Below are 26234 nucleotides of genomic sequence, written 5' to 3' on the forward strand. Positions count from 1 at the left end.
CTCATGCCCTGCCCGAGGCATGGTTCACACAGTAAGGAGTCCAAGGCCTGGCCTCAAGACGGCCTTCGGGAATGGCAGCGCCACAGACCAAACAGGTCCCGTACGTTCCCGACGTAATTCGTTCCAGTGCAGCTTCAATCTGCTCCAAGCCCACCCGGCTCTGCTCGAACAGCGCTGACGCCTGCGAGAGTTCGAAAGCTATGGTGCTGCCCTCGGGATCGTGTTCGTCGTCGACGTTGGAGTCCTGCCGGGCAAGGTTGACCGAGGTAATGTCGTTCTTTAGGGACTGCAGCAGGCCACGTTTGAGCTCGCGCTCCTTCTCAAGCCGGACCCGGAACCGCTCCACGTCAACCATGGACCACAACGCTACAGCACGGGCCCGCCCGGGCTATCTACTGCCGGTTCCCGGAGGGCCATCAAGGACCGTGGGCACGTACTCAAGGAGCTGAAGGCGCCCGTCGAAGATTCGGCTGTCAACCATCTCGAGGGAGATGTCCGGGTACCCGTCGTAGATGCGCTCGCGGCCAGTCACCCCCGTAATGACGGGAAAGACGACCAGACGGAACCTGTCCACCAGGCCGGCGCTGAGCAGGGACCTGCACAGGCTCAGGCTGCCCAATGTGCTGAAGGGCCCGGGCCTGTTTCGCTTCATTTCCCGGACGGCTTCCACCGCGTCCCCACTTACCAACTCACAGTTCGGCCAGGTCAAGGGAGACTCAAGGGTAGAGGAGAAGACGATCTTGGGGACAGCGGCAAGGCCTGTCAGGCTGGCCCCCTCGGCCTCGGAAAATCCCGAGTCCTCCGCCGCGGCTTCCTCTGACATGCCGGACATGAGGCGGTAGGTCCTGGACCCGAGCAGCAATGTATAGCCCTTCTCCCCTTCCTCCCCAAGCCACGCCAGATACTCCGGCCCCTCCAGTCCCCAGAAACCGGGCCACCCCTCAGCTGAGGCGTACCCGTCCAAGGAGATGATCAGGTCGACCATCAGTTCGGCCGACGAACCTTCGGCGTTGTTGTCATGCATTGCGCCTCCCCGGGCGTTGCTGCTTATTGGGCTTCCTGATGCTTGTCCACCCACTGTGCCCGCCAGTCAGGCGCGTCAAAGGCTTCGCTCCAGTACGCGGTTTCCTTGGCGATCCGGCCGTCCCTGAATTCAAAAATGAACACTGTCTCATACCTTGGCCCGCCGTAATCCAGAGTGGCCTCAGCCACGACGATGTTTCCTCCGCTGAGTAGTCGTCGCGGCGTGATGGTTGGCAGTTGGGGAAAGGCGTTGTAGATGCCCCTGCGGTTTTCAGCGCCCCGAACCACTTCGCCGGACTGCGGCCAATGCATTACAGCGTCGTCATGGAACAACTCGTCCATCACCTCGACCCGCCGATCGTTGATGCACTGGATCAGCCGGTTGACCACGCTTTCATGAGCACTTGGTTCATTCACGATCTCCACCTGGTTTCGGAAGGCTTGGGTAATGCCAGCATTGTCCTCCCGAACCGCGGATTGCACCACGGCTCAGCGTTTTGTGCTTGCGCCTGCGACAGGTTTCATAGGCCCCAAGGGCTGCGATTTCATGACTCCTGGGAACTCTGGGACGCTTTTTCCGCGTACGACGCAGAGACCCGGCGGTACACGGGCGTCATGAAGGCCAACAATGCGGCTGCAACCAGGATGATTCCGGCTATCAGGAACACCAGTGCGATGCCCCGTGAGGTTCCTTCGCCCAGCAACGGTGCAAGTTGCGCGGAACCTTCAGCGGAACGTGCATACGGGATGATCCAGACTTGGGCGATGGGCGCGATCAGGAAGGCAGTGATGGGAGCGGCCGCCGATTCGAACGCCATGGCAAAGCCGAAGACCCTTCCCTGTCGGTTCAAGGGCACTACTTGCTGGATCACAGTCTGCTCGGCGGCTTCCACCACCGGAACCAGCACCAGGTACAACCAAATTCCGACAACATACAGCCACGCCCACTCCCGTAGCGTGAACACCGCCCCCAGGAAACCCATCAACACCACGGCGATGAGCATGGAGCGCAAGGGATTTGAGCCAAGCCCGAACTTTCCGATCAAGGCCCCGCCGACAATGAACCCGGTGGCACCCACCGCGAAGAATGTACCCCACAGCTCCACGGGGAACATCTCCAGTCCGTAGGGATCCATCAACGCCATGTAGACGCCGCCGACGAAATTATTGAACGTGGAGAAGAGGATCAACGCGAAGAGCCCGGAGATGGCCAGTACTGCGGCGAGCGAACCGCGGAAATCGAAACCGCCGTGCGCGTCAGTAGCAGCCGCCCGCACCTCCTCCGGCATTCGCAGGGTGAGCAGGTGGACGTAGGCCAAAGCCGTAAGGACCAGCGAAACGACAATTGTTCCACCCATGCCCAGCAGCCCCACCGACAGGCCCGAGAGCACCGACGTGACGACGAACATCAATCCCTGCACCATGCCCACCAGGCCGTTGGCGTTCGCCCGGCGGTCAGGTTCGATGAGGATCGTGACAGTCGTGGACAGGGCGATATTGCGCATGTTTTCCACGACGGCGCCCACCAGGATGATGACCGTGAAGATCCAGAACCATGGCTGCGTCAGGTCCAGGAGGGAGGTAATCGGTGTGAGGAGGAACATCGCCCCGGACACCACGAACATCACCAAAGTGAAAGCAGCGGCGAACCGCATCACCGTCAACTTGCGGTAGCGGTCCACGAAAGTGCCGAAGCTGATGCTGGAAAGGGCGATCAGCAGCATGTAAGCGCCACCGATCACGCCGGTGGCAATCACATTCCGCGTCTCCAGGTAAACCCAGAAAGTCAGCGCAAACCAGAGATAGCTGGTGGTGATGTTGGCGAGCGCCGTATTCACCAGGATCCCGGCGAACGTCCGGGAACGCTCCCTGGGACTGCGCAGGGATGTGTCGACGGCGCCAGGATCGGTAAGGTGCGCACCGTCCGGGGAAGGTGCGGAGGTGACGGCCACGGCGTCTGTGGGCCGACCGTCGTCGGGAGCCTTTGAGCCCCCGGTATGTTCCGGTTCCTGCTCAGTCATGGACCCCAGTGTAATAACAGGCGGTGACGCGGTCACCGCCCGTTGGTGTTCTTACCCCATGTGGTCAGGCGGGGCAGGCGTCCTTGAGTGCTTGGACGGACTCAGCCGGTACTTCGTCCCCGGCCTGCGCAATCTGGTCCATGGGCGTCGTGATTTCTGACGGAACACCGGCTGTACGGGCGGCGTCCACGAGGCTGCCGAGGAGGCGTTTGTCGTCAACGCTGACCAAGCCGTCTTGGACCACCGCGCAAATCTGCCGGGTTACTTCGTCGGCAGCAGCGGTGGCCACCTTGGAAGCTGCTTCGCTGGCCGCGTTTCCAGCGGCTTCTTCAACGGCGCCGCAACCGGCAAGCATCAGCAACAAGGGGACTGCGGACAGGGCTGCAAAGCGACGTTTCATGGTTCCACCCTAGCAACCATCAAGCGGCACCCCGTTTATCTCATGGTCGCGTGGGTACGCAGTTGGTATTGTTCCCGCATTCGGCAAGGCACGAGTCATGTGGGCACAAAGTCATGTGGGCACGAGTCATTTGGACGGCAGGAGGATTGGATGGTTTCCATGGAGAAGGACGGGCTCAGGGCAGCAACTCAAGAGGCCGGCGCTGTCGACCTGCTGCTCATACGCCACGGTGAGAGTGAAGGCAACGTCGCAGCTACCGAGGCACGTCTTGCGGGGGCAGAAGTCATTAATGTTCCTGCCCGTGATGCGGACGTCAATCTTTCCGGCACCGGGCAGGAACAAGCCAAGGCACTCGGTTCTGCACTGGCACGGATTGCCGAGGAGTTCCGCCCCGACGCCGTGGTGTCCTCACCGTATGCCCGTGCCAGGCAGACCGCCGAAATCGCGGTTGAGGCAGCCAACTGGCCATTGGCCGTGCGGACCGATGAACGGCTGCGCGACCGCGAACTGGGGATCTTGGACCGGCTGACCCGGCTGGGCGTTGAGGCGCGTTTCCCCGAGGAAGCCGAACGGCGGCTGTGGCTGGGCAAGCTCTACTACAGGCCGCCCGGCGGAGAATCGTGGGCCGATGTAGCCCTCCGCATCCGTTCCGTCCTCGCTGAGCTCAACAACCTGGGAACCGGGCACCGGGTGATGGTGGTGTGCCATGACGCAGTCATCCTCCTCTTCCGCTACGTGTTGGAGGGCATGTCCGAAAAGGAGCTCCTCGACCTTGCCGCCGGGACGTCGGTCCTGAACGCGTCGATCACCAGGTACGTCCGGCCCTCAGGGGCAGGTCCCTGGAAGCTGGAGAGCTTCAACGTGGCGGACCACCTCGCGGAGCACGGCGTCACCATCACTGAGCATGCAGGGGACGCCAGTGTCCACCCGCAGTGATTGGACGGGCACCACGCCGGTGACGCCCTCGCTGCTACGCGATTGGCCGCTGCCTGCGCCCGGCGAGGACAAGTATTCCCGCGGTGCAGTCGTGGTCATCGGCGGGGCGCGGGCAACGCCCGGTGCTGCCTTGCTGGCCGGCACCGCGGCCCTGCGTGCGGGCGCCGGCAAGATCACGTTGGCTGTTGCGGAATCCGTAGCCGCGCACATTGGAGTCGCCCTGCCGGAGTGCGGGGCCTTGGGGTTACCTGAAAACGCCGCAGGTTCCTTGACCGGAAACGGCCTGGAGCTGATCTCTTCCTACCTCGACCGGGCCGACACCATACTGGTGGGACCCGGCTTGGACGATCCCGAACTGACAGGAGAGCTGTTGCGGGCGTTGCTCGAGCGGGAGGAACACGACGGTGGGCCACACAGCCAAGGTGGTCCCGCCGTCGTTATTGACGCTTATGCCTTGGGCGCGTTGGTCCCTCTCGAAGAGCAACTGGGCCCGTGGCGCGGACGAATGATCCTGACCCCCAATCCGACGGAAGCGGGCATCCTGCTGGGTCGCGACGTAAGGGACCTGGAAGCCGACGTTGCGGAAGTCGCCAAGAGGTTCGACGCCGTGGTCAGTTGCCAAGGCGTTATTTCCCTGCCATCGGGGAATGCACCGGAAGATTCCGGACTCTGGAAGATCACCACCGGATACGGCGGCCTGGGGACTTCCGGCAGCGGCGATGTCCTGGCCGGTGCGATCGCCGGACTTCGGGCGCGGGGAACAAGCGACGCTCAGGCCGCCTGTTGGGGAACCCATCTTCACGCCGCAGCAGCCGACCGTTTGGCCAGCAAGCTCGGCCCGCTCGGATTCCTGGCGCGCGAACTGGCCGATCAACTGCCCGCGCTGATGGTGGAACTTAACACCTGAGAAGCCGCGGTGGGACGCCGTGCTCAGGCTGGTTCGTCGGGTGCGTCCTCAGCGCGCTCACTGGTACGGATGATGCCCAATTGCTCAAGCTGGGAGGACATCCCGGCACCATCCGATGCGTATATCCACGGGATCCCCGGCGTGGGCTGGCCCTCGGACTTCGACCGGCCACCCGCCAAGACCGCTTCACCAACGGAGAGTTGCCGGATCGCAATGGCCCTGACGTTCTCCGGGTGGCGCTGGGCGAAGTCGGAATAGATGGCTTCATCGTGCTGACCATCATCGCCGACGAGCAACCACTTGACTCCCGGGAACTCCTCCGCGAGACGCTCCAAAGACGTCCTTTTGTGTTCCTTGCCGCTCCGGAACCAACGGTCAGGGGTGGGGCCCCAGTCAGTCAGAAGCTTGGGGCCCGCCGGATACAGGTTCCGCGACAAGAACCGGGCCAACGTGGGCGCCACATTCCACGCACCCGTAGACAGGTAGAGTACGGGGGCGGAAGGTACCGTCCTGACGATCCGCTCGTACAGTACAGCCATTCCCGGAGTCGGCGTCCGTGCGTGTTCATTGAGGACAAAGGTGTTCCACGCTGCCAGGAATGGTCGGGGCAAGGCCGTCACCATCACCGTGTCATCGATGTCGGAAACAACCCCAAAGTCAGTGTCGTCCGCTATGACCTGAACAGGAGCCTCCACTGTCGATCTCCCGGACTGCAGGGAGATCGAATGCCAACCCGGCGCCAGCGCGGCTGGAATGCGGGCATCCACCACACCGCCGCGATCGGCTACGACTTCATGGACTTCGCCTGCGACCGTTACCAACACCTTTGCGTGCGCTACCGGGGCGCTGGTGAAGTTTCGCCAACCACGCATACCTTCGTGTAATGGCTTCAGCGGTCCCTCGGTGGTGTCGCTTCCCATATCGCGCGGGTCGCCGAGCACCACCCTGGCCAGCACCCGGACCCAGGAGGTCGTGCCGTATCCGGTATAGGGAATCACAGTCTCCACACGGCCGCGGCGAATGGCCAGCTGTGTAGAGAACCTCAGCCACGCGTCGTCGAGCCGCACTGCCAAGTGACGACCCTTGTCACCTTGGAGAGTGCGCTGACTGTCATCGTTTCCGGAACGGGCGCGGGGTTTCACCAGACGTGGAGACATGCGTCCAGTCTGGCACGAGAGAGGATGTCGAACGAGTTTCCTGCACGTCCGGATCACCGCGTCGTTGCTCTGGCAGGGTGATCCGATCGTTGCTAGCGTGTCGGCATGAGCCCGTCGAAGACTCCGGCAGAGATCCTTGACATCGCCGGCAGCGAAGTGAGCATCTCAAGTCCGGACAAGGTGGTGTTCCCGGACGCCGGGCTGACAAAGCTCGACCTCGTCCGCTACTACCTGTCAGTCGCCGACGGGGCGCTCCGCGGAGCAGGCGGCCGCCCCATGGTGCTCAAACGGTTCCCCAAGGGGATCGATGCCGAACCGTTCTTTCAAAAGCGCGTACCTGAAAACCACCCCGCGTTCATCGACACAGCAACCCTGCGCTACTCGTCCGGCACATCAGCCGAAGAAGCTGTCATCAGGGATGCTGCAGGCCTTGCATGGGTAGTGAATCTCGGGTGCCTTGACCTCAACCCCCACCCCGTCCGCGCGGAGGACCTCGAGCACCCCGACGAGCTCCGGATCGACCTGGATCCCATGCCCGGGGTGGACTGGTCACAGATCGTCGATGTCGCATATGTGGCACAGGAGGTCCTCGACGACGTCGGGCTCGTGGGGTGGCCGAAGACCAGCGGATCCCGGGGACTCCATATCCTGGTCCGCATATCGCCGCAGTGGACCTACAAGGATGTGCGGCTGGCCGCCGAGACCCTCGCCCGTGAAGTCGAAAACCGCGCGCCCGGCCTCGCCACTGCCCGGTGGTGGAAAGAGGAGCGCGGCGAGAGCGTGTTTGTCGACTTCAACCAGAACGCCAAAGACCGCACGGTCGCATCGGCTTACTCAGTGCGCGCACTCCCCGATGCGCGGGTCTCCACCCCGCTCACGTGGGACGAGGTCCGCACCATCCGTCCTGACAGCTTCACCGTGAGGACAGTGCCGCAACGGTTTGCGGACCTCGGCGACCCCCACAGCAGGATCGACGAAACAGCCGGCTCCCTCGACGGACTACTTGCTCTCGCCAAGGAACTGGGTCCCGCCGAAAAGGCGCCCCGCTCCGGTGACGGGACGGGGCGCCGGCAATCGACCATGCCGCTCATCGAAGTGGCCCGCACGAAGACCAAGTCCGAGGCGCTATCTGCCTTAAAAGAATGGAAGGAGAGCCACGCCGGCATCGTTCACGCACTGCACCCGGCCGATGTGCTGGTCGATGGCATGCGGGGTTCAAGCTCGCTCTGGTACCGGGTGCGGGTGAACCTCCAGCACGTTCCCGAGGACGACCGACCTCCGCAGGAGGAACTGGTGGCCGACTACGATCCCTGGGCGGGTAAGGAGTGGCCGGGGAGGGCGTGACGGGACCTTAGAGACCGAGCAACTTGTTCAACTCATCCAGGGATTTCACGGTGGTGATGTTGTAGCCGTCGGCGAAGGGTTCAGCGCCACGGTCCAGCATGACAAGGTCCCGGAAGCCCAGGTTGTACATCGGGATGTGGTCGTAAAGTGGGTGCGAAGAGACATGCAGGAAGTCCTCAGGCTTGGCGTCCAGGGCGTCCAGCATGTACTCAAACGCCTGGAGGCGCGGTTTGTAGGCTCCGGCCTGCTCAGCGGTAAACACGGCGTGCCAATCTGCACCCAGCTTGGGAATGCTGATGTCCAGGAAGCTGTCGTCGGCGTTGGACAATGCCACCAGCTTATAGTTGTCGCCCTGGAGCTTCAGCGCGGCCGGCACGTCCTCGTGCGCAACAGCGTTGCGTACTGCCTCAGCGAGCTCTGCGCCGGCACCGGGGGTTGGTCCAATACCAAATCGCTTGCATGCGCGGTCAAAGGCATCCTGAAGGATCTGCTGGTAGGGCTTGTAGTCGCCGTTGACCTCGTCGAACCGGTATGCACGGAAGACCTTCTTGAAGGCCAACCACTGCTCCTCCGGGATGCGGCCGTCAAGAAGACGTTGCGTGGTGGGATAAATGGTGAAGTTGATCAGCGTGCCGTAGACATCGTAGGAGATGTACTTCGGGCGGAAGTTGGTGTTTGCCATTATTAATCCGTTTCTTGTCATAGTTATTCTTCGTGCGGCTTAGCTGAGAGCCAAGGACGTGAATTTCATGTCTGGTCCGAGGAACCTGGCAGCATCCATGAAGCTGACATCCGTGGCTGTTTTTCCGTCCAGCAGGAGGTCGGCGGCAATAGCTCCCAAGGCGGAGGCCAATTTGAAGCCGTGGCCGGAAAGGCCGGCCGTGACGACGACGCCCTCCATTCCGGGCACCGTCCCGAACAGCCCGGTCTTGTCCGGCAGATGACCGTCCGCACACACGGCAACCCGCAGGGGTTCAGGCATCAGGCCGGGGATGAACTCCCGGACCCAGGCCCGGATGGTGTCCAGGTGTGCAGGGTCCCACGTGGGAGGCTTTTCCATGGAGTCAACCTCATCCAGGAATATGCTCGCGACCACTTTGACCGTCCAACCGTCCGCGCTAGGGAATCCGTAGAACTGTGCCTTGTCCGGCCGCCCGTCTTCCTCCGCCCTCCTGAGGAAGACCGGCATGTCTTCCCTGCAGAAGGCTGCCGGTTCCGTGGCCGGAAACCAGGTCAGGATCTGCGGCAGGACGGAAAGGTGAACACCGAGTTCCTTGCACACAGCACCGGCACCATTGCCTTGCGAGAGGATCACCCGGGAGGCAATGATCTCTTCTTGGTCGGTCCGGACGACGTACCGGTCACCGTGCTTTTCAACGGTCCGGGCTTTCCGGTTTCCCAGGAATCGGGCGCCAAGACGGGTGGCCTCTGCCAACGCGGCCGTAACGGCCTTCTCCGACTTCAGGTAACCTCCCTCGGGGTCAAGAACAGTGACGTCAGTGTCCCTGATGACATGCTCGGGGTACCGTGCCCTCGCTTCGTCACCGCGAAGAAACTCGAAGTCCAATCCGTTGGTTTTCCCCGCGTCAAGAAGTGTTGTCAACCGCGGATTGTTCTCGTCGTAGATCGTGAGGGCGCCCGTCGTGTGAAGCAGGTCGGCGCCGCTGACCTTCTCCAGGTCACGCCAGAGGGTCTGGGATCTCTTCAGGAGGGGTGTGTAGTGCCCACCTTCTGCGTACACCTTGCGGAAAATGCGCGATTCCCCCGCGTAGGCAGAGAACGGGCCGGGGATCGAAAACCTGTCCACTCCGATGACCCGCACACCACGGGCGGCGAGTTGCCAGCTCGCCATGCTTCCTACCGAGCCAACACCGACGATGACAACGTCAGTTTCGAGTGCAGTCATACTTCTACCTTGCTTTCCCTTATTGCACGCCATGGACCGATTCCGGCCCGCCTCTTGAGGCGGCTCTCCGTGGGACGCGCTTTCAGTCAAACCAGCGTATGACACAAGAAGACACCAGATAAGGGCATATGAGACAATGCATTGTTTCCCTAAGCGAAAGAAGCAGCCATGGATCTCAGCTCAATCGATGATTTGGATTTCTTTGAACAGGTATCCCGTTCGCAGAGCCTGACCGAGGCGGCCAGGAACTGGGGAAAGTCGGTTTCAGCGGTCAGCAAACGCCTTGCCGCCCTCGAATCGCGGCTGGGCGTGCCACTGGTCAGGCGCAGCACTCGCAAGCTCACCCTCACCGAAGAGGGACAGCTTTATGCGGCCGGAGCATTGGCCATCCTTCAGCAGAAATCCGATCTTGAGGAAGCATTGTCAGTGCACCATGTTGAGCTCAGGGGACGCATCGCCGTTCGTTCCAGCCCTGGGATCGGCCGCACGCACATTGCGCCCCTGCTAGCGGACTTCGCCCGGCAGCACCCGTTGATCCAGATAGACCTGGAACTTTCACCGCTGCCCTTGAACATCTCGGGTACGAATTTCGATATCGCCATCCGGGTCGGCGGACTTTCGGACTCAAGGCTCAAAGCAAAACTGCTGGCGCGGAACCGACGGATTGTGTGCGCGGCGCCCAGCTACATGGACAGCGCCCCGCCACTACGCACCATCAGGGACCTTGAACGGCACAACTGCATAGTCCTGCGCGAGAACAACGCCGACTACTCACTGTGGCGCTTTGGCGAAAAGGAGCAGCAGTACGTAGACGTCAGGGGCAGCATGATCAGTGACGACGGTGACGTGGTGACTGACTGGTGCGTCCAGGGCATGGGCCTGGTGATGCGCTCAACGTGGCACGTCAATCCACTGATACAGCAGGGAGCGCTTCAGCAGGTCCTCGCCGACGTGCCCACGCCCAGCGCCGACATATTTGCCCTCTACCCTGCCACCGTGAGAACACCGCGTCGCATCACCGCGGCGATTGAGCACCTGCGGGATGGCCTTGCAGCGAGGTTAGGCTCTTAGTTGCAGGGAACAACCACGAAAGATGCCAAAAAGGGTCCGGGACAGCTGCTGCCGCCCCGGACCCTTCATGTCAGGCCTGACTATTCCTTCGTTTCCTGGACGTCCTTAACAACCCACATCTTGCGAACGGTTTCGCGGATGGTCCAGTGGCCCTCCCAGCCTGCGGGGGTGACGAAGAGGGTACCGGGTCCGATTTCAAAACTGCTGCCATCCGGCTCGGTGATGGTTCCACTCCCGCTCAGGATCTGGCAGATCTCGTCGTAGCCGGGTCGGGTGCTCTTGAACTCTCCCGGAGTGACTTCCCAGATACCGGTCTTGAGATCGTCCCTGTTCCACAGGCGGAAGGACACTTCCGTCTGCCCGGGGGTCGTTGAAGTCTCCTTGGGTTTGTGTTCCCCGGGGTTTGCTGTTGTTGCGTCATTCATAACGGTCGCCTTGACCATGGCTGCTCCTTCGCGGGCTGGGCCCTTAGTAGTGGCAGGCCCTTCCTTCCTCGGAAGAGCACTCTAATCACCCTAGCAATTGTCAACAATTGACGATAGGCGGCGCATAAAGGTTTCGTTGTCGGGGCAGGAGTGTTACAGGGAGCGCGGCCAGGAGGTTCCATGGAATGCGATGAGCTTCTTTCGCTCCTGGCAATAATGCATTGCGGTGAGGGGTGATAATCAGACGCTTCTTGTCTTTTACGCTGATCTGACCGGAACTCCAGCCCAGAAGACTGCCCTATGTCCGCCGACCAGGGACTCAAGACCACCGCGTCCGCCAAGGAAAGGACCCCAACTTATGACTCACCTCCCCACCAATTACCCCGCGCGGACCATCGCGCGACAGCAGGCCTGACCATGAGCCGAACTCCACTGCTTGCAATGCTCCACACTGTCCCCGGGCTTGTCACTGATATGGAGCACCTGGCCTGGAACCTGGTTCCGCGTCTCCGCGTGCTGCACTTCGTGGACGAATCCTTGCTGCAGGACACCATTGCCGAGGGAACAGCCCCCGGACATGTTCGACGGCGACTGGTCGCCTATGCCCGCTATGCCGAGGAATCGGGAGCCCATGCACTGCTCGTGAGCTGCTCCTCCGTTGGCGAAGCGGCCACCGCTGCCCAGGACTTTGTTTCGATTCCCGTGCTGCGCATCGACACTCCCATGGCTGATCTCGCCGTCGCCTCCGGACACAGGATCGGCGTGCTAGCGACATTGTCGGCGACGCTTGGCCCAACCACACGGCTCGTCCAGGACTCAGCCAAAAAGCAGAACAAGAAACCCCACATCACGGCTGTGAAGGCCGAAGGCGCTTTCGACGCCCTGCGCGCGGGAAACCGGGAACTGCATGACAGCCTTGTCCTCGACTCTTTCGCTGAACTGGCAGCAGATTGCGACGTAGTCGTTCTTGCACAAGCGTCCATGGCCCGAGCCATCGAGCACATTCGGGACCGGCCCGGAGGCCCGGTTGTCCTCGCTTCCCCCGACTCCGGCATGACACAGCTCAGCGCTCTTTTCGGACGCCAGGATCAGTAAATGACGTCCCTACCCGAGGAAGAACCCGCCATGCCCAACAATCACATGAAATCCGACGTCCCATGGCTTGGAGTCATCGCCGACGATTACACGGGCGCCTCCGATGTGGCGGGCACCCTCGTGGACGCCGGGATGCGTGTGGTCCAGACCTTCGGTATCCCCGACCTGACCGTCCCGCCGCAGGACGTCGACTGCATCGTTGTGTCCCTGAAAACCCGCAGCGTGTCCCCCGGGGAGGCGGTGGAAGAGTCGCTCGCTGCGGCGCGGGCCCTCAGATCATGCGGGGTTCGTCAGCTCTACTTCAAGTACTGCTCGACATTCGACTCCACTTCTGAGGGAAACATCGGGCCCGTCGCAGATGCCTTGCGGGAAGAGTTTGCCGCTGCGGGCCAAGTGACCGTTGTAGCTCCTGGAACGCCTGCACTGCGACGGACCGTATACAACGGGGTGTTGTTCGCGGGAACAGATCTCCTCCAGGAATCATCAATGCGCCATCACCCGCTGACGCCGATGTCCGATTCGAACGTGCCCAGGCTGCTCCAAGCCCAAACCACAACCCCCGTCGGCCACGTAGGCTACAGCACGATTGAAGCCGGTGCGGCAGCCGTTCGGTCCCAATTCCAAAACCTGGGGGACGACGCAACCGGGTACGTCGTCGTCGACACACTCACTGACCGCCACCTCGAAGTGCTGGGGGCTGCAGTGTTCGATCACGCCCTTGTCACCGGCGGATCAGGACTCGTCGGAGGTCTGGCTGCTGCACGCAGATCCAGCGTCCCACCGAAGTCAACACCAGCGGCCAGGCCAACCGGACCGGCGGCGATCATCGCCGGCAGTTGCTCCGAGATGACGAACGCCCAGATCGCAACTTTCCGGCAGCTTCGTCCCTGCTTCCTCGTGGACCCCGTTGCCGTCGCAGAAGGACGGGACGTGATCGCCCAGGCGCTGAACTTTGCGAGGGAGAACCTTCCGCGCGGCCCCATCCTGATTCATTCCACTGCCTCCCCCGAGGACGTCATCCGAACCCAGAGGAAGCTTGGTAAGGTCCGGGCCGCTGCTATTACCGAAGACAGCCTGGCAGCAATCGCCGAAGGACTCGTCGGTATGGGATGTAGGCAGCTTATCGTCGCCGGCGGAGAAACGTCCGGCGCTGTAGTCCGCAGGCTTGGCGTCACCACGGCGCATGTCGGCAAACAAGCCTCCCCCGGCGTCCCCTGGCTGACAACGCAAACCGCACCTTCACTATCCCTCTTGCTCAAATCGGGAAACCTGGGCGGTCCAACACTCTTCCTTGACGCATGGGATGACAACCTATGACCGGAATGGACTGCCGCAACGAACTCGTCCGTTTGGCAAGGTCACTGCATCAGAGAGGCTTGACCAGGGGGACATCAGGAAACCTCAGTGCACGTGTGGACGGCGGGATGCTCATCACACCCACCAACGCTTCATTGGGGGAACTTGGAACAGATGATCTGGCGTTGGTTTCGGAAACAGGCGACCACCTTTCCGGAGCCCGCCCGTCCAAAGAAGCATTTCTGCATTTGGCGATGTACAAAGCGCGGCCTCAGGACCAGGCTGTCGTCCATCTGCATTCCACTTACGCCACGGCCGTTTCGTGTCTGGATAATCTGGACGACCATGACGTTCTGCCGCCGCTGACCGCCTACTTCGTGATGAGGGTTGGGAGGCTGACCCGGTTGCCCTATTTTGCGCCCGGAGACCAAGGACTGGGCGAAGCGGCCCAACGGGCCGCCCTCTCCAGCCACGCACTGCTGCTGGCCAACCACGGGCCGATCGTTTCGGCACTCTCCTTGGCACAGGCAGTGGATGCAGCAGAGGAAGTGGAAGAAACAGCGCGCCTGTACTTACTGCTCCAAGGGCACGCCACACGACCTCTCCAACCCGAACAGGTAGCCCGGCTTGCTGCATCCCGCGGGTAGCCGTGCGCCACGCAGGACCCCGCCTATGCTCATGTTCTTGCCCGAGGGCGTTTAATCGTGAGTACGTTCCCTCCCTCCTCCAGAAAGCAGACCTCATTTGCCACTCCTCATCAGAACGGAAAGTCCGGTAGATGAACTGACTGGATTTCTTGGTGTCGTGGCGCGGATCATCGATGCCTTGGGCGAATGGGGAGTTGGCTTTCTGACCCTCTTGGAAACGGTGTTTCCACCTGTTCCCAGCGAGGTGATCCTTCCCCTCGCCGGTTTCCTCACCCGGCAAGGGAGCATGAACATCGTCCTGGTCTTTATCACGAGCACGTTGGGGGCTTATGCCGGTGCGCTCCTGCTGTACTGGCTTGGCTACAAGGTGGGCATGGAACGGTCCATCCGTCTGTTGTCCAAACTGCCGTTGATGGATCGCGAGGACTTCGAGAAAGCGGCCGATTGGTTCGAACGCCATGGCAAGTCGGCCATCTTTTTCGGTCGGCTCCTCCCGGGCGTGCGAAGCCTCATCTCGCTGCCCGCGGGCGCTGAAAGCATGAACCTTATGACGTTCAGTCTCTTCACACTTGCAGGGACCGGCCTCTGGAACTCATTGCTCATCGGTTTGGGTGCGCTGCTTGGAGCGCAGTATCACCTCGTTGACCAGTACTCCCGCTTCCTCAATTACGCCTTGTACGCTGGGCTGGGAGCGTTCATTGTATGGCTCGTCGTCCGCCGTCTTAAGAAGCGCAAGGACGCCTCGAACTAAACAAGCGGGAGGCCACTTTTGTTGAGGGAAGTCGCTGAAGGCGTTCTGGTCCATGAGAGCGACTTCATTCAGAGCAATTCCGTTGTGGTTCAAGGCGATGACGGCGTGCTGCTGATCGACCCGGGAATAACGACCGCCGAAATGTCGTGCCTTGCCCGTGACTTACGTGGGCTTGGCGAGCCCGTTGTTGCCGGCTTCTCGACCCACCCTGACTGGGATCACGTACTTTGGCACCGGGACTTCGGCAAGGTGCCGCGCTACGGTACAGCCCGGTGCTCGGACTCGCTCCACAGCCTCCTCGCACACGCGGACTGGAAGGACCGCGTTGCCGAAGGCCTTCCACCGGAGTATGCCGGGGACATTCCCATGGAACTGCTTGGCCTCCTCACTGGCCTCCCGGAGGGAGCAACCCGCATCCCGTGGAATGGGCCCAAAGCCCGTATCATCGAGCATCAAGCCCACGCCCCCGGCCACGCAGCGGTGTTGATCGACGGTCCAGGCGTCCTCGTCGCCGGCGACATGCTTTCTGACATCCTGATGCCGTTCCTGGACCTGGAAGCGAAGGATCCGCTGGGCGATTACATCGCCGCGTTGCAGATCTTCGAAAACATGGCCCACGAAGTGCGGACGGTTGTCCCCGGCCACGGTTCCGTGGGAGGGGCCGATCAGCTAAAGGCACGTATTGAGCAGGACCTCGCCTATGTTTGTGACATTCGGGACGGCAAGGTGACGCACGACCCGCGGGTCGGTCCTTCCGCCACGCTGGACTGGCTGCCGGACGTTCACCAATGGCAGCTCGAGCGGCTTGCCACCAGGGAGCATAACGGCGACGCCGGGTAACGCCCCCTGAGGTGCCGCCGCCCTATGCAGAGACCGCACGGCAGGATGACAGCCCCGGCCTAGGATCCAATCGCCGGAGTAGCCCTGACGGCGTTGACTGCCCTGTCAGCGATAACCTGCGCGGCAGTTCCTGAATCCAGGATGGTGTTCCGGACTGACTCCGGCGCCACAACGGCGGCGGCCACGTCCACGCTGTGGGAGGCGGCGGTGGTCAGTAAGGCATCCACCTGGGCCGCGAAACAGGAATCACTCGACGCGGAGTCAACGTCCAACGCCACCACGTGGTTGTTGGAGACGAAGTTGCCGTTCCCTGCCAGCAACCGGATGATGACAGGTGTCGCACCTGCCGGCCGGATGCTTTGCGAATCCAGGATGTGGGAAAAGTGGTTGGCGACAACAGAGTTGTTGTTGCCGCTGACGCAGAGAAGTCCGTAGACGTCGTCCAGTCCGTTATCGACGCCCAGGAACGGCGTCCAAGGCTCGTGGTCGCGAAGGAAATGGTTCGTGGCCACAAGGTTTTCCGAGCTGTTCGCTTCGAGAATCACCATCCCCGGGTAGAACGAGTGCAGTCGGTTGTTGGTGACGCTTGAACGCGTGACACCCACAAGGTGGACGCTGCTCGCCCCACGGGGGAACACGTTGTTCGCAGTAATCAGGAGACCGCCATGGTTTTCGGCAAAGATCGAATGGCCCTTGAAGCCCGCCCCGATCAAATTGTCGGTGATCTTTGATGCCTGCCCCCAGCCGCGGAGCTCGATGCAGTTTCCGCATTCAGCGATGAAATTGTCGTGGATGGACAGCGCGTCCGCATTGTGGATCGTGAGCGCATTCTCCAGATAGACAAACCCCATGCCGTTGATCCGGAAGGAGTCATTAGCGCTCGCCACGTGGATTCCGGTCTTGCCGTTGACGTAGGTGTTCTCGGCAGGCAACCCCGAGCCATCCGGGGTGAAGTGCAGGCCATCGATGCAGAAGTTTGAGAACTCCACGGAACTTATCCGCGGGCTTCCGTCACGGTGGACGAAGAAGGCGGCCCCTTGGGAGGCCTCCCCCGCTTTGCTGACGGGAATGTCGACCAGAATGCGGCTGCCACCTGGCCACAGCTCATGCAGGCCCGGCCATTCGTCGTCGGGAACGTTGAACCTGATGCTCGATGACGTAAATCCGTGTCCCGAGCCCTGGATCCTGAGGAAGCTGACATCGATGACCACCTGCGTACGAAGGCGGTAATCGCCGGGCGGAAGGTAAATCACCGCGCCGGGCTTCCCGCCATCGTCCACGTCGGAGTTGTTCTGCCGGGCCTTGATGTCAGCGATGATGCTGTTGATGACCTCGCCGACGTCTTCGGACGGATTGCCGACGGGCCACGCGGTGACGTCGTAGTAGTTGTTGCTGGACATGTAATTCTTCCCTTTGTGTTGTCAGGCGAGTGTCGAGACCGAGAGCTTCCGCAGTGTTGCCGGGCCTCCCTCAGCAACCAGCCGGTTCCCCACGGCACCGGCCGGGGGAAATACCAGATCTGTCAGGACTACCTTCCCGCCGTTGACGAATACTTCCACCGAGCCGTGGTCCACGATGATCAACAGGTGGAGCACACCGTTTTCAAGATCAACCGGCGCTGATTCCACGGAAGCAAACTTTTCGTGGAAATCGGTGTTTCCCGACTTCCTGCGGTCAAGCGTGAGCCGTGCCCGGCTCGTGTCGTAGCTGAGAATCGTGCCGTTACTCCCGTCGCCGGTCTCGAAGAACCGGAAATCAATTCGACCGGCAGTTCCAGGCATAATTTCGGCCTCGATAACCTGCGCGCTGCCGGGCACGGCATCCGGCAAGCGGACGGCCGCATGTCCCAGCTCAACGGCGCCTGTGGCCAGGCGGTCCTGGAAAGAAGGTCCGGCACCTGAGGCAGTTCCGCTCAGAACCGGCCGCTGAACAAGGCGGGCGGAGCCGTCGACGGCGGTGAGGCTCACCTCGCGCGCGATGGTCATCGATGACCGCCACGGTGCGGTTGGGAGTTCGTTGGCGTAGTCCCAGTTGTTCATCCAACCAATGATGATGCGCTTGCCATCCGGAGCGTTGCTGAAGGAGACCGAGGCATAGCAGTCGCGTCCCCAATCCAGCCAAAGGCATTGCTTCAAGGCTTCGGAGGCGTCCGGGAGGGAAGCAAGTCCCGCCGGCGCCACGAGTGAACCTGCGTCCGGAAGGAACCGGACGCCGTCGAAGTGCCCTACGAAGTACTGGCCTCCGGAACCACCGGCCACAGAACCGGGGTTTACGTTCACGATCAGGACCCACGCGATGTTGTCCGGATCCCCGTCCACCGGAAGGGGAAACAGGTCCGGGCATTCCCACTCTCCGGCATCAGCGTTGGCGGGGCCGAAGTCGCTCAGGAAGTTCCAGGATTTGAGGTCCTCCGAACGGTAGAAGACCACCTTTTGCTCCACAGCTTCGACGGCGACCATCACCCAATACGCGCCCTGTTCGCCGGAGTAGCGGAAGACTTTGGGATCGCGGAAGTGGGCCGAGTTCCTGGTGAGGACGGGATTGCACGCATATTTATGCCACGTCATTCCGGCATCCAGGCTGTAGGCCAGGGACTGGGCCTGCATGCCGCTGTGTTCCGTGCCCGACTTGAAGGCGCTCGTGTAGATGGCCACCAGGGCGGGTTTATCCGCTGTACCGAAACCGGACGTGTTCCGGTGGTCGACCACGACGCTGCCGGAGAAGATGTCCTCTCGTTCGTCGCAGGCGATGGCCACGGGGTGTTCGGTCCAGTGCAGCAGATCGGGAGACGTCGCGTGGCCCCAGGACATGTTGCCCCAAACGTTGTCGTACGGGTTGTTCTGGAAGAAGAGGTGGTACAGGCCGTTGTAGAAGACCAAGCCATTGGGATCATTGAGCCAGGTATCCCTTGCCGTGAAGTGAATGGCGGGCCGGAACCTGCCGGTTTCGGCCGGGGCTGTTTCCGGGCGTGCAGCGTCAAGGCTACTGGACATATCTGGCATTCCTTTTGGGACGTGGAAGGGCTGGCGGCCTACTGGCGGGGCGCGGTGATGGAATCGCGGCGCACCAGCGGGCAGCTCAAAATGGTCGGGTGAAGTGCCATGAGGGCAAGATCGGTCTTCCCCTCGACGGCGTCAATCAGGTGCTCTGTGGCCCAGGCACCCATTTCGTAGTGGGGCAGGGCCACCGTGGTGAGGCCCGGATAAAGGTTGGCGGCGATCAGTTCCTGGTCGTCGAAGCCGACAATTGACAGGTCCTCCGGAATGCTGAGTCCCAATTCTGCCGCCGCTCGGTAGGCGCCCATCGCCATCCGGTCGTTGTAGCAGAACAAGCCCGTGGGTCGGCTTTCGCGGGCCAGAATCCTGCGGGCGGCTTCATAGCCACCCTGCACCTCGGAGATCTCGGACTCCACAGGTGCCGCGTCGCCGTCGAGCCCTGCTTCCGTCAGCTTGGCCCGGAAGGCCTGGAGCCGCTGGCGGGTTGCAGGCACATCATCAGTGTTGTTGATGAAGCCCACCCGGGTGTGCCCCGCTTCAAGGAGCGCGGCAACCGCAGTGCGGGCACCACCTTCTTCGTCGGGAATCACGGCAGTGATGCTTCCGCTGGTCGCCACCGAGTCCACCAGGACCGAGGGTACGCTGCCGAGGTTGTCCGGCAGCTCCACGTTGCGGTGGTACATGGTGGCGTAGAGAATGCCGTCCACCCGGCGCTCGAGGAGAGCCTGGACATCCGCCTGCCTGGATTCGAGGGTGGAGGAGCCAGGGGTGTTGATGATCATGAGGTTGTAGCCCCTGGCCTTGGCGGCCTCGTCGGCACCAAGAATGATCCTGCCCGCGTGCGGCGTGGTGGCGATATCCTCGCTGACCAAGCCCAGCATGCCGGTCCGTTGCGTGCGGAGAGCCTGGGCAAGACGGTTGGGGCCGTAGCCCAGTTCCTCCGCAGCGGCCCTGACTTTGTCCCGCGTTTCGGGGCTGATCCTGGCGTACGAAACATCGTTCAGGACGTGGGAGACAGTCGTCACGGAGACGCCGGCTGCAACCGCTACGTCCTTGATGCCGATGTTCTTATTGTTCATCTGTCTTCCACGTCCTTATGGTTGGTGATGCCCGCGGGGCTATCAGTAGGCTACTGGTTGTTGCGTCGGGCGCCGTGACGGCGCTAGCCCTTGACCGCGCCCAGCGTCATGCCTGCCACGATCTTGCGCTGCAAGAGGAGCGTCAGGAGGATCACGGGGATGGAGTACACCGCCGCGAGTGCGGTCATGGAGCCCCAGTCGAGTCCAAACTGGGTTTGGAAATTTGCAATCACCACTGGCGTGGTTTGCGAGCGGATGGCGGTCATGAGCAACGCGAAGAGGAACTCGTTCCACGAAGCGAGGAAGGCGAAGATCGCGGTGACGGCGATACCTCCCGAGACCACGGGAATCACCACCCGCCACAGGGCGCCCAGCCTGCTGCAGCCGTCCACGGTTGCTGCTTCCTCCAGGTCACGGGGCACCGCTTCGAAGAAGCTGGACATCAGCCAGATCGAGAGCGGCAACGAGATCGTCGTGTGCGCAATGGACAGTGCGATCGGAGTATCGGCCAGGCCAGCCGATGCCATCATGGACGCCAAGGGAATGCCGATGGCCACCGGCGGCACCATCCGGGTCACCAGTGCTGCCATGATGAACACCCGGCCGCTGGGCGTCTTGTAGCGGGTGATCCCGTACGCGGCAGGCACAGCGAGGACCAGTGACAGCAGGGTGCTGATGACGGCCGTTTGGATGCTGTTGATGAAAGAGGCGACTACGCCGCCGCGACCAAGCGCGTTGGCATAGTTCTCCAGTGTCCATTCCTTGGGGAGGATCGTGGGTGGAACAGCGATGGTGTCGATCGGTGTCTTGAACGATGTAAACAGCAGGTACAGGAACGGGAAGCCGTAGAGCACCATGGCCACTGCCAGCAGGATCCACAGGATGGTTCGTGTGCTGCGGCGGCCCGCCTCGAGGCCTTCGCGGTTGACCCCACGGCGCTTGCGCATCGGTTGGGGGTTCGCAGTGCTCGACGGCGGGAGCCCGGGTTTGGTGGCGACATCTCCCGTCTTCGTGGGGTTCTTCGCCGCTGCCAGGCGGACGGCCATTGCCGCGCGGCGCCTGCTTGAGGCTGCAGCAGGGCCCGGCCTGCCGCCGTCGTACATTGAATCTGCGGTGATCATCAGGTGTCCTTTCCTGGCCGCCAGATGGTGGCTACCGCGAAGAAGGCGACGGCGAGCATCGCGAGCAAGTAGATGGTTCCCATGGCGCTGGCAAGCCCCGGGTCTCCGAAGCGGATCATGGTCCGGTAGATCAGCAGGCTCATGGTTTCCGATGCCGACTGCGGCCCGCCGTTGGTTTGGATGAGGATGGTATCGAAGGCCCTCGCGGCGTCGATCCCCCGGACCACCAATGCCACGGCGATGACGGGCCGCAGCAACGGAAGGATGATCCGGAACAGGAGTGCCGGTGCCCTTGCGCCGTCAAGGCGGGCCGCCTCGATCAGGTCGCCGGGGATGTTCTGCAGTCCTGCGAAGAGCACCAGGCACATGAAGGACGTGGTGAGCCAGATATCCGGGATGGCCACCGAGAACAACACGATGCCGGGGTCGGAGAGCCACCCGATCTGGTTGGGATTTTCGAGGATCCCTGCTTGGTGAAGGAGGGTGCCGATGAGGCCGAAGTTGTCGATCATCAGGAACTTCCACAACAGGCCTGCCACGATCGGGGCGATCATCAGCGGGTAGAGGAAGACTGTCCGCCAAATCTGGGATTTCCGGCCCAGGGTGGTGAAGAGCAGGGCCATGCCCAGGCCGAGGGCGAATTCGAGGGTCACCACCACCACCGTGTAGGCGAGGGTGCGCCATCCGGCACTTGTGAAGGCCTCGGAGGCGAAGGCCGTCACGTAGTTCTCGAATCCCACGAAATCACGGGGTCCGCCGGCGATCGGCGAAATTTTGAAGAAGCTGTCGGCCACGAGGCGGAAGAGCGGGTAGGCAACAAAGACGGCCAGGAACAGTGCCGCGGGCGTCATCAGGAAGAGGGCGAAGCGGCGATCGGAGATACGCACGGTGTTCTTTTCTGCTGGTTGGGACCGCGGCTGGCGCCGGCTGTTGCGTTCAAGGCGCCGGCCGCGGAGTCTTACTTCAGGAGGTCCTGGATCTGCTTCTTGGCATCGGCCAGGAGGGCGGAGGTATCGCCACCGGCAACTGCCTTCTGCAGCAACGGGATGAGGACCGTGTCCACAATCTGCTGCCACTTGGCCGTTGCAGGACGGGTCGCGGTGGCAGGGGCGTTGAGCGTCTCGATCAATGGCTTGAAGCTCTCGTATCCGGGCTGGTCCTGGTACTTCTCGAAGGCGCTGATGCGCGATGCCAGGCCGAGCTTGGAGTCGATGCCCATGCTGTTGTGGTCGTACGCGCACTTGATGAACTTCTTCGCAGCATCAGTGTTCTTGGTTGCCTTGGGTACGGAGAGGTACCACGGTCCCGGAACACCCGCGACGCCGGCGCTGCCGCCAATCATCGCTGCGGCTCCCACTTTTCCAGCCACTGGGGAATCGGCGGGAATCTGGCGGTACGCGTGGGCCCAGAAACGCGTCATGGCAGTCTTGCCCTGGTTGAACAGGTTTTGCGCTGCAGCCCAGTCAACCTGCGCGGCACCGCTGGGGGCATCCTTGGCCAGGCTTACGTAGAAGTCGAGGGCTTCCTTATGGGCGGCGTTGTCGATCACCACATTGTTGTTGTCGTCAAGGACCATAGGGGAACCGGCCTGGAGCACGTGGGCCAGCCATTCCGTTTCCACCGCGCCCTTGACGTCCGTTCCGAACATTCCGTCCTTGGTGAAGAACGCGGAGATGTCCTGGTACTGCTTCCAGGTTTTTGGAGCCGCGAGTTCATAGCCGTACTTGGCCTGGAACTCGGACTTGTTCTTGGAGTCTTCGAAAAGGTCCTTGCGGTAAAGAATGATCTCGGCATTGGTCCATGCCGGCATGCCGATGAAGTGGCCGTCCACATTTGCTTCCTTCACCAAGGCGGGGAAGATGTCCTTCTTGGCCTCGTCGGTGAAGAGTTCGTCGATTGGCTGGACGGCGTCCTTGAAGCTGGGGAGCCACACGGAGTCCAAGGCCGCGACGTCGAAAGAGACGTTGCCGGAAGAGAACTCGCTGGACAGGCGGTTGAACATGCCGTCGTACGGCAGTTCGACGAAGTTGACGTCGATGCCTGCATCCTTCTTGCATTGCTCGGCAACGCCGGTGAGTTCAGCGTGCCCGCCGGCCTCGACGAGGACATTGACGGAACTGGAGGCGCTGCCGGAAGTGGGCGCCGGACCGCCGGCACCGCAGCCTGTGGCCGCGAGTGCCACCGCAGTGCACAGGCCACCAAGGGTGACGAGTCGGGAGATGGTGTTTCGAGTGGACATCGCTGTCGACTCACTTTCTCTTGAACGGAAGCTGGTTGGTGGGTGGGAGTAACGGTGAAGATGAAAAATCGTTTTGCCAAAACGACTTGGCAAAACCATATGGCTAGTTCTCGCAACGTGTCAAGCGTCACTTTGCCAGGCATCGGAGGCTCTTGACGCACTGGGCGACCCGGGCCTAAAGTCATCGTCGCCGGAAGAAAAACCGTTTTGGCATATTTTGGCGGATTTGGCAATTTTGGCAAGTTCTCCGGAAATTGCGGCACACCCTTATGGCCGTGCCCTTGAGGCCGCACACTTTTCCCGCCTCTCGCGCCATCGCCTGTGCCGCACCGTGCATTTGACTGGTGCATCCGCTCTACGCGCTCGTCAACAACGAGGCAGCACTCTTCCCGGCGAACTCCCCCGCCCGCACCATCAACCCGTTCAAAGGAGAACCATGAACCCTGGAACTGTTAGCCGAAGGAGCATCCTCCGGTTGATTCCAGCAGCGGCAGCCGCTTGCACCGTCGTCGTGATGTCCGCCGAGGGGGCACTGGCCCGAAAGGCTGCCCAAAAGGCCGCCGAAAACCGTCATCCTGCAAAGCCTGCCGACGTGAAAGGCCCGCAGGCTACGCCGAACCACCGCGGAATCATCGGCCTGCTCTAGCGATCCAATCCCGCAACACCCGCATTGCCACTCAAGCAAGTACCCGAAGATCAGAGGAGAACACGCCTTGACCACCGTTTACGACGTCACCACCTGGTCCGTCCCCGGAAACCCGTCCGCAACGCCCTACAACGACATTGGGCTCATCATCAACAGCATCATCGCCGACGTGAAATCCCAACAGACCAGCCAAGCATCCAAACCCGGCGCAGTGGTCTACATCCCGCCCGGAGACTACTCCCTGAAGACCCGCGTGAACGTGGATGTCAGCTACTTGACCATCCGCGGTTCCGGGCATGGATTCACCTCCAGCAGCATTCGCTACAACGCCGGAAACACCTCGAGCTGGCATGAAATCAACCCGGGCGGCAGTCGCGTGCGCGTGGAAAACACGGACGGGAACACCGACGCCTTCCGGGTTCATCGCACGGGCGACCCGCGCCTCAGTTCCGTCGTCTTCCAGAACTTCTGCCTGGACGGCGTCTCCTTCAATTCCAACCAGAATTCCTACGTCAACGGGAAAACCGGAATCCGTTTCGATTCCGCCAACGACTCATGCCGGGTAGAAGGCATGGGCATGGTGTACCTGGAACACGGACTGGTTGTCCGGGACACTGACGCCCTTAGCGTCAGCGGCAACTTCCTCGCAGAATGCGGCTCCTGCGTGGAGCTGACCGGCTCGGGCCAGGCCTCAAAAGTCACAGACAACCTGATCGGCGCCGGCTACGTGGGATTCTCAATCTTCGCTGAGGGCCACATGGGCCTGCTGGTGACCGGCAACAACGTCTTTCCACGAGGCAAGAGCAGCGTGCATTTCAAGAACTGCACGCGCTCTGCAATTACGTCCAATCGTTTCCATGCTTTCTACCCCGGCATGGTGAACTTCGAAGGAAGCTGCACGGAAAACCTCGTGGGAGCGAACCACTTCCTGCGGCAAATGGAACCGTTTGATCCCTTGAAGCCATACAACAACGGACTGGACGACCTTTTCGGGCTGGTGCATATCGCAGGCAACAGCAACACCGTAACCGGCAACCACTTCAGCTATGACGTCCCTTCCGGGTCGGTCACGCCATCCGGACAGACGCCCACCATCATCCTGGTCGCTTCGGGAAGCAACAATTACATCGCCACCAACAACACGGTGTCAGCCATCGCGGTGCACACCGTGGTCCTGGACGCGTCCACCTCCGGGTCCAAGGTGCTGGATAGCGGAGACAACAACCAAGTTGTGCGTTACGCGTCCAACTACGCATTCAGGCCTACGCCGTAGGCGCCGGCTTGATCCTGCGCTCCTTCACTTCCTCGGGACTCTTACCTGCCCTAGGCTAAGGCCACTGGCCTGCTGAGGGTGCAGGGCGATCGCCAGCGACACCGGGAGGGAAACGCCCATGCTGATTTGCGGAACTTGTGCAGTCGAACGCGACGAACCAACACCGGAGTTGTGCCCGATCTGCACCGACGAGCGACAGTACGTTCCGGAATCCGGGCAAGAGTGGCTCACACTGAAGGACTTGGAACGGTCCGGCCATCAGGTCATGATGACGGAAAACGAGCCGGGACTCTTTGCGATCAGGGTGGAGCCAAAGGTGGGAATCGGCCAGACCTCCCAGCTCCTGGTTACACCTGCCGGCTCACTGCTGTGGGATCCGGTCGGCTTCGTGGACGACTCCGCCGTTCAGCGAGTGCTTGAGCACGGACCGGTGCTGGCCATCGCGGCCAGTCATCCGCATATGTACGGTGTTCAGGTGGAGTGGTCCCGCCGTCTCGGCGACGTCCCGGTGCTTGTCTCAGAAGCGGACCGGCAATGGTTGGGACGCGACGATGCAAACGTCACCTTGTGGTCGGGCAGCACGACAATCGCCGAGGGACTAACGCTGCATCAGACAGGCGGGCACTTCCCCGGCAGCTCGGTAGCACTCTGGACCGCAGGGGCAGAAGGCAAAGGGGTGCTGCTGACCGGCGACAGCGTATTCTCCAACCCGGACCGCAGATCCGTATCCTTCATGCGCAGTTACCCCAACCACCTACCGCTGTCCGGTGCCGTCGCCCTCCGCATCGCGGCTCAGCTCGGTGAGCTCGCTTTCGACCGCATCTATGGCAACTTCAACAACATCATCGCATCAGGTGCAAAGCAGGTGCTGAAAGATTCCGCCCAAAGGCACGCTGCCTGGGCTCGGGGAGACTTCGACCATCTGACCTGAGTGGGCCCACGATACTCATGTTGAAGCAACTCTTCCGCCCATATGCCAAGAAGAAGGTAGGCCTGATCGGGATTCGACGGCATGGGAACCCCTTACCAGCAGACGAACCCGGTCGGGAGAGCGGGACTAT

Annotated in this window: 27 protein-coding genes; 12 read left to right on the forward strand and 15 right to left on the reverse strand. The window is 61.7% G+C overall.

What is annotated here, in order from left to right:
- Position 1 precedes the first annotated feature (1 nt).
- The 5 genes from AB0N65_RS09375 to AB0N65_RS09395 all read right to left on the reverse strand — a co-directional run bounded on the left by AB0N65_RS09375 (position 2) and on the right by AB0N65_RS09395 (position 3444).
- A complete protein-coding gene (locus tag AB0N65_RS09375) occupies positions 2 to 355 on the reverse strand; it encodes a TraR/DksA C4-type zinc finger protein (RefSeq protein WP_364160418.1) in 354 nt (117 codons plus the stop codon).
- 33 nt (positions 356 to 388) lie between these two features.
- Positions 389 to 1024, reverse strand: coding sequence for a dihydrofolate reductase family protein (locus AB0N65_RS09380; RefSeq protein ID WP_364160420.1), 636 nt, complete (start codon positions 1022 to 1024; stop codon positions 389 to 391).
- Between the two features lie 23 nt (positions 1025 to 1047).
- Positions 1048 to 1440 carry a nuclear transport factor 2 family protein gene (locus AB0N65_RS09385; protein WP_364160422.1) on the reverse strand — a complete coding sequence of 131 codons (393 nt, stop codon included), beginning with the start codon at positions 1438 to 1440 and terminating at the stop codon, positions 1048 to 1050.
- A gap of 128 nt (positions 1441 to 1568) precedes the next feature.
- On the reverse strand, positions 1569 to 3044 hold the full coding sequence (locus AB0N65_RS09390) for an MFS transporter (protein ID WP_364160424.1): 1476 nt from the start codon (positions 3042 to 3044) through the stop codon (positions 1569 to 1571).
- Positions 3045 to 3108: 64 nt separating this feature from the next.
- On the reverse strand, positions 3109 to 3444 hold the full coding sequence (locus AB0N65_RS09395) for a hypothetical protein (RefSeq protein ID WP_364160426.1): 336 nt from the start codon (positions 3442 to 3444) through the stop codon (positions 3109 to 3111).
- A 150-nt stretch (positions 3445 to 3594) separates the two neighbouring features.
- On the opposite strand from AB0N65_RS09395, the gene AB0N65_RS09400 reads away from it, so the two are divergent.
- Entirely contained in the window at positions 3595 to 4380 is a 786-nt protein-coding gene (locus AB0N65_RS09400) for a histidine phosphatase family protein (RefSeq protein ID WP_364160428.1), read from the forward strand.
- Positions 4364 to 5287: an NAD(P)H-hydrate dehydratase gene (locus AB0N65_RS09405; protein ID WP_364160430.1), complete on the forward strand. Its 924-nt coding sequence runs from the start codon at positions 4364 to 4366 to the stop codon at positions 5285 to 5287. The genes AB0N65_RS09400 and AB0N65_RS09405 overlap by 17 nt, the downstream gene beginning before the upstream one ends.
- A gap of 23 nt (positions 5288 to 5310) precedes the next feature.
- Here the strand turns inward: AB0N65_RS09405 and AB0N65_RS09410 are convergent, their stop codons facing one another.
- Positions 5311 to 6444 carry a phosphatase domain-containing protein gene (locus tag AB0N65_RS09410; RefSeq protein ID WP_364160432.1) on the reverse strand — a complete coding sequence of 378 codons (1134 nt, stop codon included), beginning with the start codon at positions 6442 to 6444 and terminating at the stop codon, positions 5311 to 5313.
- Between the two features lie 105 nt (positions 6445 to 6549).
- Between AB0N65_RS09410 and ligD the strand changes: the two genes are divergently transcribed.
- Positions 6550 to 7788: a non-homologous end-joining DNA ligase gene (ligD, locus tag AB0N65_RS09415; protein WP_364160433.1), complete on the forward strand. Its 1239-nt coding sequence runs from the start codon at positions 6550 to 6552 to the stop codon at positions 7786 to 7788.
- Between the two features lie 7 nt (positions 7789 to 7795).
- Here the strand turns inward: ligD and AB0N65_RS09420 are convergent, their stop codons facing one another.
- Together AB0N65_RS09420 and solA are read right to left on the reverse strand one after the other, a co-directional pair.
- Positions 7796 to 8470 (reverse strand): haloacid dehalogenase type II, encoded by a 675-nt coding sequence (locus tag AB0N65_RS09420; RefSeq protein ID WP_364160434.1) that lies wholly within the window; start codon positions 8468 to 8470, stop codon positions 7796 to 7798.
- Between the two features lie 39 nt (positions 8471 to 8509).
- Complete coding sequence (gene solA / locus AB0N65_RS09425; RefSeq protein ID WP_364160436.1) at positions 8510 to 9694, reverse strand: N-methyl-L-tryptophan oxidase; 1185 nt, start codon at positions 9692 to 9694, stop codon at positions 8510 to 8512.
- Between the two features lie 168 nt (positions 9695 to 9862).
- Here solA and AB0N65_RS09430 point away from each other — a divergent pair, with 168 nt between their 5' ends.
- A complete protein-coding gene (locus tag AB0N65_RS09430) occupies positions 9863 to 10765 on the forward strand; it encodes a LysR substrate-binding domain-containing protein (RefSeq protein WP_364160438.1) in 903 nt (300 codons plus the stop codon).
- Between the two features lie 80 nt (positions 10766 to 10845).
- On the opposite strand, the gene AB0N65_RS09435 is transcribed toward AB0N65_RS09430, so the two are convergent.
- Entirely contained in the window at positions 10846 to 11190 is a 345-nt protein-coding gene (locus AB0N65_RS09435; RefSeq protein WP_364160440.1) for a cupin domain-containing protein, read from the reverse strand.
- A gap of 300 nt (positions 11191 to 11490) precedes the next feature.
- On the opposite strand from AB0N65_RS09435, the gene AB0N65_RS09440 reads away from it, so the two are divergent.
- The 5 genes from AB0N65_RS09440 (at position 11491) to AB0N65_RS09460 (ending at position 15819) form a co-directional block, all read left to right on the forward strand.
- A complete protein-coding gene (locus AB0N65_RS09440; protein ID WP_364160442.1) occupies positions 11491 to 12285 on the forward strand; it encodes an aspartate/glutamate racemase family protein in 795 nt (264 codons plus the stop codon).
- A complete protein-coding gene (gene otnK, locus AB0N65_RS09445) occupies positions 12286 to 13602 on the forward strand; it encodes a 3-oxo-tetronate kinase (RefSeq protein ID WP_364160444.1) in 1317 nt (438 codons plus the stop codon).
- Positions 13599 to 14228, forward strand: a complete 630-nt coding sequence (gene otnC, locus AB0N65_RS09450; RefSeq protein WP_364160446.1) for a 3-oxo-tetronate 4-phosphate decarboxylase — start codon at positions 13599 to 13601, stop codon at positions 14226 to 14228. Before otnK ends, otnC begins: the two co-directional genes overlap by 4 nt.
- Before the next feature lie 97 nt (positions 14229 to 14325).
- Positions 14326 to 14979, forward strand: coding sequence for a DedA family protein (locus AB0N65_RS09455; RefSeq protein WP_364160448.1), 654 nt, complete (start codon positions 14326 to 14328; stop codon positions 14977 to 14979).
- A gap of 21 nt (positions 14980 to 15000) precedes the next feature.
- Positions 15001 to 15819 (forward strand): MBL fold metallo-hydrolase, encoded by an 819-nt coding sequence (locus tag AB0N65_RS09460; RefSeq protein WP_364160450.1) that lies wholly within the window; start codon positions 15001 to 15003, stop codon positions 15817 to 15819.
- Positions 15820 to 15878: 59 nt separating this feature from the next.
- On the opposite strand, the gene AB0N65_RS09465 is transcribed toward AB0N65_RS09460, so the two are convergent.
- From AB0N65_RS09465 to AB0N65_RS09490, 6 genes are all read right to left on the reverse strand, one after another.
- Complete coding sequence (locus AB0N65_RS09465) at positions 15879 to 17219, reverse strand: NosD domain-containing protein (protein ID WP_364160452.1); 1341 nt, start codon at positions 17217 to 17219, stop codon at positions 15879 to 15881.
- A gap of 21 nt (positions 17220 to 17240) precedes the next feature.
- Positions 17241 to 18812, reverse strand: a complete 1572-nt coding sequence (locus AB0N65_RS09470; protein ID WP_364160454.1) for a glycoside hydrolase family 32 protein — start codon at positions 18810 to 18812, stop codon at positions 17241 to 17243.
- 38 nt (positions 18813 to 18850) lie between these two features.
- Complete coding sequence (locus tag AB0N65_RS09475; RefSeq protein WP_364160456.1) at positions 18851 to 19894, reverse strand: LacI family DNA-binding transcriptional regulator; 1044 nt, start codon at positions 19892 to 19894, stop codon at positions 18851 to 18853.
- A gap of 83 nt (positions 19895 to 19977) precedes the next feature.
- The gene (locus AB0N65_RS09480; RefSeq protein ID WP_364160725.1) at positions 19978 to 20841 is read right to left on the reverse strand and encodes a carbohydrate ABC transporter permease; all 864 of its coding nucleotides are present in this window, start codon (positions 20839 to 20841) and stop codon (positions 19978 to 19980) included.
- Between the two features lie 173 nt (positions 20842 to 21014).
- Positions 21015 to 21902 carry a sugar ABC transporter permease gene (locus AB0N65_RS09485; RefSeq protein ID WP_364160458.1) on the reverse strand — a complete coding sequence of 296 codons (888 nt, stop codon included), beginning with the start codon at positions 21900 to 21902 and terminating at the stop codon, positions 21015 to 21017.
- 71 nt (positions 21903 to 21973) lie between these two features.
- A complete protein-coding gene (locus tag AB0N65_RS09490; protein WP_364160460.1) occupies positions 21974 to 23254 on the reverse strand; it encodes a sugar ABC transporter substrate-binding protein in 1281 nt (426 codons plus the stop codon).
- Between the two features lie 436 nt (positions 23255 to 23690).
- Here AB0N65_RS09490 and AB0N65_RS09495 point away from each other — a divergent pair, with 436 nt between their 5' ends.
- The 3 genes from AB0N65_RS09495 to AB0N65_RS09505 all read left to right on the forward strand — a co-directional run bounded on the left by AB0N65_RS09495 (position 23691) and on the right by AB0N65_RS09505 (position 26104).
- Positions 23691 to 23900 (forward strand): hypothetical protein, encoded by a 210-nt coding sequence (locus tag AB0N65_RS09495; protein WP_364160462.1) that lies wholly within the window; start codon positions 23691 to 23693, stop codon positions 23898 to 23900.
- Positions 23901 to 23967: 67 nt separating this feature from the next.
- Positions 23968 to 25173 (forward strand): NosD domain-containing protein, encoded by a 1206-nt coding sequence (locus AB0N65_RS09500; RefSeq protein ID WP_364160464.1) that lies wholly within the window; start codon positions 23968 to 23970, stop codon positions 25171 to 25173.
- A gap of 118 nt (positions 25174 to 25291) precedes the next feature.
- Entirely contained in the window at positions 25292 to 26104 is an 813-nt protein-coding gene (locus AB0N65_RS09505; RefSeq protein ID WP_364160466.1) for an MBL fold metallo-hydrolase, read from the forward strand.
- The last annotated feature ends 130 nt before the right edge of the window (positions 26105 to 26234 follow it).

This window comes from Paenarthrobacter sp. NPDC089322, assembly GCF_040684895.1.
In the GTDB taxonomy this organism is placed as follows: domain Bacteria; phylum Actinomycetota; class Actinomycetes; order Actinomycetales; family Micrococcaceae; genus Arthrobacter.

Coding starts and splice junctions, on each gene's coding strand:
- AB0N65_RS09375 (WP_364160418.1), bottom strand. CDS start 355: ATGGTTGACGTGGAGCGGTTCCGGGTCCGGCTTGAGAAGGAGCGCGAG.
- AB0N65_RS09380 (WP_364160420.1), bottom strand. CDS start 1,024: ATGCATGACAACAACGCCGAAGGTTCGTCGGCCGAACTGATGGTCGAC.
- AB0N65_RS09390 (WP_364160424.1), bottom strand. CDS start 3,044: ATGACTGAGCAGGAACCGGAACATACCGGGGGCTCAAAGGCTCCCGAC.
- AB0N65_RS09395 (WP_364160426.1), bottom strand. CDS start 3,444: ATGAAACGTCGCTTTGCAGCCCTGTCCGCAGTCCCCTTGTTGCTGATG.
- AB0N65_RS09400 (WP_364160428.1), top strand. CDS start 3,595: ATGGTTTCCATGGAGAAGGACGGGCTCAGGGCAGCAACTCAAGAGGCC.
- AB0N65_RS09410 (WP_364160432.1), bottom strand. CDS start 6,444: ATGTCTCCACGTCTGGTGAAACCCCGCGCCCGTTCCGGAAACGATGAC.
- ligD (WP_364160433.1), top strand. CDS start 6,550: ATGAGCCCGTCGAAGACTCCGGCAGAGATCCTTGACATCGCCGGCAGC.
- AB0N65_RS09420 (WP_364160434.1), bottom strand. CDS start 8,470: ATGGCAAACACCAACTTCCGCCCGAAGTACATCTCCTACGATGTCTAC.
- solA (WP_364160436.1), bottom strand. CDS start 9,694: ATGACTGCACTCGAAACTGACGTTGTCATCGTCGGTGTTGGCTCGGTA.
- AB0N65_RS09430 (WP_364160438.1), top strand. CDS start 9,863: ATGGATCTCAGCTCAATCGATGATTTGGATTTCTTTGAACAGGTATCC.
- AB0N65_RS09435 (WP_364160440.1), bottom strand. CDS start 11,190: ATGAATGACGCAACAACAGCAAACCCCGGGGAACACAAACCCAAGGAG.
- AB0N65_RS09440 (WP_364160442.1), top strand. CDS start 11,491: ATGTCCGCCGACCAGGGACTCAAGACCACCGCGTCCGCCAAGGAAAGG.
- otnK (WP_364160444.1), top strand. CDS start 12,286: ATGACGTCCCTACCCGAGGAAGAACCCGCCATGCCCAACAATCACATG.
- otnC (WP_364160446.1), top strand. CDS start 13,599: ATGACCGGAATGGACTGCCGCAACGAACTCGTCCGTTTGGCAAGGTCA.
- AB0N65_RS09465 (WP_364160452.1), bottom strand. CDS start 17,219: ATGTCCAGCAACAACTACTACGACGTCACCGCGTGGCCCGTCGGCAAT.
- AB0N65_RS09470 (WP_364160454.1), bottom strand. CDS start 18,812: ATGTCCAGTAGCCTTGACGCTGCACGCCCGGAAACAGCCCCGGCCGAA.
- AB0N65_RS09475 (WP_364160456.1), bottom strand. CDS start 19,894: ATGAACAATAAGAACATCGGCATCAAGGACGTAGCGGTTGCAGCCGGC.
- AB0N65_RS09480 (WP_364160725.1), bottom strand. CDS start 20,841: ATGCGCAAGCGCCGTGGGGTCAACCGCGAAGGCCTCGAGGCGGGCCGC.
- AB0N65_RS09490 (WP_364160460.1), bottom strand. CDS start 23,254: ATGTCCACTCGAAACACCATCTCCCGACTCGTCACCCTTGGTGGCCTG.
- AB0N65_RS09495 (WP_364160462.1), top strand. CDS start 23,691: ATGAACCCTGGAACTGTTAGCCGAAGGAGCATCCTCCGGTTGATTCCA.
- AB0N65_RS09505 (WP_364160466.1), top strand. CDS start 25,292: ATGCTGATTTGCGGAACTTGTGCAGTCGAACGCGACGAACCAACACCG.